3 protein-coding genes are annotated in these 2,462 nt (G+C 57.7%); 2 read left to right on the plus strand and 1 reads right to left on the minus strand.

The features are described from left to right. Positions 1-438 precede the first annotated feature (438 nt). Positions 439-735 (plus strand): DUF6388 family protein, encoded by a 297-nt coding sequence (locus HT737_RS19875; RefSeq protein ID WP_182403828.1) that lies wholly within the window; start codon positions 439-441, stop codon positions 733-735. Positions 736-787: 52 nt separating this feature from the next. On the opposite strand, the gene nadC is transcribed toward HT737_RS19875, so the two are convergent. Further along, positions 788-1,636, minus strand: a complete 849-nt coding sequence (gene nadC, locus HT737_RS19880; RefSeq protein ID WP_182403823.1) for a carboxylating nicotinate-nucleotide diphosphorylase — start codon at positions 1,634-1,636, stop codon at positions 788-790. A 305-nt stretch (positions 1,637-1,941) separates the two neighbouring features. On the opposite strand from nadC, the gene HT737_RS19885 reads away from it, so the two are divergent. Further along, positions 1,942-2,462, plus strand: a 521-nt coding sequence (locus HT737_RS19885; RefSeq protein ID WP_182403826.1) for a DUF1631 family protein, incomplete at its 3' end; no start/stop codon positions are given.

Genomic DNA, 2,462 nt, shown 5'->3' on the forward strand with positions numbered 1-2,462 from the left:
GACAACATCCTTGCCGTAGTCATTGTGAATCAGCGAAACCTTGTCGCCATAGGATGAGCTGCTGTTGCTCAATTCAAGCGCCATGGCGCTGGCCGGCAACATCATGGCGGCGAGCAAGGCACTGGCAGACACAACGGAACAATTCTTCGAAAAGCTGCGCATCACTGGTTTTCCTTGTGAACAGCAAGAGTGAGTGCCGAAGTGGCACATCGCTACGACTCAAAATCCGGATTTATGTTCCGCAGGTCAAGTTTTTGTGCAAGAGATGTAAAGAGCCGTGTAATTCGTCATGCAAACGTCCTATATTCGGTGCCTGCATGAGCATCGCCCAGCAGTTTTCAGGTGATCCCGAATGGTTCCGAAGGCCGGACAGTCCGCGTCAGAGAGATCCTTGATGATCCACATCCATCTTCCATTCTTATGATCAGCGAGAACGACATGATCCCTAAAGAGCAAAGAATTGATGTAGCGCTAGAGAAGTATTTGGCAGCGACTCCCTCCTTACAGGAAGAAATCAGTGCCCTGGATGCGTCCGAACAAAAGCAGCAGGCGCAATGGGCATTCGAGGATGAAGCCGCTTCACGCGGGTTAGAGCCTTGGGAACTGGTGCTTGAGTTCGTTGCTGAGACTCCGGAGGAGCTCAAAGCCATGCGTCTGGAAGTTCATCAGGAAGTTGCGGAGGCTTTGGGGATGGACTTGTCGGAATACCTTGAACTGAATGAAATCGAAGATTGAAACAAAAACGCCAGCCTCGAAAGGGCTGGCGTTTTTTTATTGCGTGGCCAACTCAGATGCTCAGGCGCATCGACAGGTCCACTGCCTTCACATCCTTGGTCATCGCACCGATCGAGATGTAATCGACCCCGGTCTCGGCGATCGGCAGCAGCGTGCTTTCGTTGATGCCGCCACTGGCTTCCAGTTTGGCCTTGCCGCCGTTCAGGCGCACGGCTTCGCGCATGTCGTCCAGGCTCAACTCGTCGAGCATGATGATGTCGGCGCCGGCTGCCAGCGCTTCTTTCAGCTCTTCCAGGCTTTCCACTTCGACTTCCACCGGTTTGCCCGGCGCGATCTTGTGCGCGGCGGCGATGGCCTGCGCGATGCCGCCGCTGGCGGCGATGTGGTTTTCCTTGATCAGAAACGCGTCGTAGAGGCCGATGCGGTGGTTGTGGCAGCCGCCGCAGGTCACTGCGTATTTCTGCGCCAGACGCAGGCCCGGCAGGGTCTTGCGGGTATCCAGCAGCTTGACCTGGGTCTGGGCCACGAAGTCCGCCAGGTACTGCGCACGCGTCGCCACGCCGGACAGCAGTTGCAGGAAGTTCAGCGCGCTGCGCTCGCCCGTCAGCAGTGAACGCGCCGGGCCCTCCAGGTGAAACAACGGCTGATTGGGTTTGACCCGTTCGCCATCCCGCACCTGCCAATGCACCGCGACCCGCGGATCGAGCTGGCGAAACACCGTGTCGACCCACGCCGTGCCGCAGATGACGGCCTCATCGCGAGTAATGATGGTGGCTTTGGCCAGACGTTCGGCCGGGATCAGTTGCGCGGTGATGTCGCCGCTGCCGACGTCTTCGAGCAACGCACGGCGCACGTTGGCTTCGATTTCGGCGGTCAGATCGGCGAGACGTAGATTCGGCATAACGGGCTCCACAAACTAAGTGCGCCGATTATAGGGGCATGGCGAGAGCCAACCCAAGACGAGAACGCGCGTGGCAGACGGCAACTGGTCGATTTTCTGTGAGCAAAGCAATGCTTCTCGTGGTCACTGGAAGGTGTTGCAGGCATAGGGGAAACCCTGATGGCTATAGCGCCCGCGACAAGTTTTGCAAGATAATCCGCCTTGCATTTGACGTCATGGCTTTGACGCTGATGTGAGAGCAAGCCCGCTCCCACAGGGAATCGCGCGGTATCTGCCCAGTGGAATCACCGTTTCAGGAGGCTTGGATGCACAACGACGGGAATGTAGTGCCTTTGCACAAGGCCGCTACCGATCAGGCGAATCACTCGCCGCTCGCCCGCCTGCCTGTGATTCTGCTTCAGGTCCGCGACAAGGCGGCCCAGCAACTGCGCCATGGTTTGCAGGAGTTGTTCGATAACGCCGACGACACCCTGTTCGAAATGGCCGACCGGGCGCGCAACGATGTCGAACAGAACATCTTTTTCGAAGCCATGCGCGACCTGCGCCTCAAACGCAAAAACATCGAGCGCGGTTTTCTCGAACAATTTTTCGAAGCCTTCGTCGCCCTCATCCAGTACGACCCCGTTCAGCACACGTTGCCCGATTCGTTGATGTTCGAAGAGTCGGCACCGCGGACCGACGACATGGAGCGCAATGTAGCGGTCGAGACCATGGTCGGTCGGGTGCTCAAGCGTGACGGCTTTGCCCTCGATCAACTGACTGCGCGGCTCAACGTGTTGCTGGGCAAGAATTTCGACAACCAGCACAACCCGCTCGGGCCGACGAT

It is taken from the genome of Pseudomonas sp. MD195_PC81_125, assembly GCF_014060985.1.
Lineage (GTDB): Bacteria > Pseudomonadota > Gammaproteobacteria > Pseudomonadales > Pseudomonadaceae > Aquipseudomonas > Aquipseudomonas parakoreensis.

Coding starts and splice junctions, on each gene's coding strand:
- HT737_RS19875 (WP_182403828.1), top strand. CDS start 439: ATGATCCCTAAAGAGCAAAGAATTGATGTAGCGCTAGAGAAGTATTTG.
- nadC (WP_182403823.1), bottom strand. CDS start 1,636: ATGCCGAATCTACGTCTCGCCGATCTGACCGCCGAAATCGAAGCCAAC.